Origin of the sequence: Ruminococcus sp. MCC718, assembly GCF_018783905.1 — a bacterium.
Taxonomy (GTDB): Bacteria; Bacillota; Clostridia; order Lachnospirales; family Lachnospiraceae; genus Hominisplanchenecus; species Hominisplanchenecus faecis.
In genome coordinates this window covers 1-1773 of record NZ_WQNP01000048.1, presented here as the reverse complement: position 1 = coordinate 1773, position 1773 = coordinate 1, and the positions used below count along the sequence as shown (strand labels likewise).

Below are 1773 nucleotides of genomic sequence, written 5' to 3'. Positions count from 1 at the left end.
ATATCTCCGATGTAGTAGTGTTCTGTATAACTGTAATGCCCGAAGTCCTCATGTATCATGTACTGAATATTGAGCTGTAAGATGTCCTTAATGATGTGTCCAATATCCAGTGTCGGAAACCGTATCCTCACATAATCAAACAGCATGGTAAGCGGTGCTTCTGGGTTGAATTTTTCCAGAGCTTCCAGTAGTTTCACTTTCATTTCTTCTGTGACCGCCACCTTGCCGGATTCAATACGGCTTAAATGTTCACGGCTGATTCCAGCCATGACCGCAAGTTTCGTCTGGGATACACCGTACTGCAAACGCCTGTCTGCAAAATCCTGTATCCACTCTGTATCATTCAGTGCGATACCCCCTTTACAAAAAACTGTGACATTTTTAGTCCGATGTCACAGCAATAAAAAAAGCTACCAAACGCTTGATTTCAGCCAAGAATCGGTAACTTTTGTGTATGTTTCCTTGTGATTTGTGCCCCTCTGTTAGATACCGAGGGGCTTGATATATGCTGGCGTGGCTACCGCCACACCAGCAAGGCTAGTCCGTACCTGTGGCTTTCGCTTCGCACGCCACCTGTCCGTCCTGCCTTATGTGTGCAAGTTCCCCAATCGTACCCAAGAAATCATATCCTTTGGGTACAAGGGGAGTATAAAATTCCGATATGACACTTGTTCCCACATCACAGTATCCACGCCCTTTGATTCGCTTCTGGAAAAACTGCTTTTTCACATCACTTCCAAAGAGCATACCGTAGCCGAGTTCACTCATGCGACCAAGCCCCACACGGAAGTTGAAGTTATCTCTGATACCGTCCCCGAAATACTTTGCGTCTGGACGCTGGCAAGCTACAATCAGAAAGTATCCAGCCTGTCTACCGAGCATGACGATTTTCTTTAGCTGGCTTAACAGGGCGGTGCTTTCTTTTGTCGTGAGCATTTCCAAGAACGCCACATACTCATCAAATACAAGGAACTGTGGAGCAAGCCCCAGATAGGCATAGTTTTCCCCTGTACGGTAGTTCGGGTGCAGTTTCATTTCTTCCGAGCGTGTGACCATGCCCTCATAAAAGGCATTGACGCACTCAATCATATCGTCTTTTGTGTGGTAGACATTTCCCATGACCGTTCCCAAGTCTGCAAGGTCAGCGTTCTTCGGGTCAAGAATGTATAAATCCGCATTGGTTCTAAGCAGGGCTTCAATGATGGTCAGCAGAAAATAGGTCTTTCCACCACCTGTACCACCGCAGATAAGGGCATGGGGAAGTGAATCATATTCCCACACCAGATTTTTCATTAACCGCAGACCGCCGTTTTCGGCTATCACTTCATCAATCGAAATACGGTTCGCTATCATATCATAGAGCAGGGTGTATTCGATATAGCCGTCATGCAGTGTCTTGTCGGTCAGCTCACAGTACAGCCCCGATTCCAATTTGTCCTCTAAGGACAGAAGCTGTTCTTGATATTTTCCCATTGTGATTTCACACAGGATATGGAGCAATCCATTTTCCATCTGGTAATAAATTTTCGGAAACCACACGATTTTTTCTCTTGATCTGCTTTGCAGGTCAGTGAAAAAAACGCTGTCTTTGGTGTTCTCCGCTTCATACCATTTATTTTCCAGCACCATGCGAGCCAGCTTTTGTCTGTGTAGCAACCGCTTGATACGGTCATATCCGTAACGGTAGTAGAGGAAAGCGACCAATGCACAAACACCAGTCGCTATCAGAACCGTAATGGAATTGTAGGCAGTCCAAGTAATTCCGGCATGGAG

Annotated in this window: 2 protein-coding genes; both read right to left on the bottom strand. The window is 45.9% G+C overall.

Annotation, left to right across the window (positions count from 1 at the left end):
• Nucleotides 1–353, bottom strand: a 353-nt coding sequence (locus GPK60_RS06525) for a helix-turn-helix domain-containing protein (protein WP_346727732.1), incomplete at its 3' end; no start/stop codon positions are given.
• A gap of 184 nt (nt 354–537) precedes the next feature.
• Nucleotides 538–1773 (bottom strand): FtsK/SpoIIIE domain-containing protein (locus GPK60_RS06520; protein WP_215659100.1); only part of this gene is annotated, 1236 nt, incomplete at its 5' end.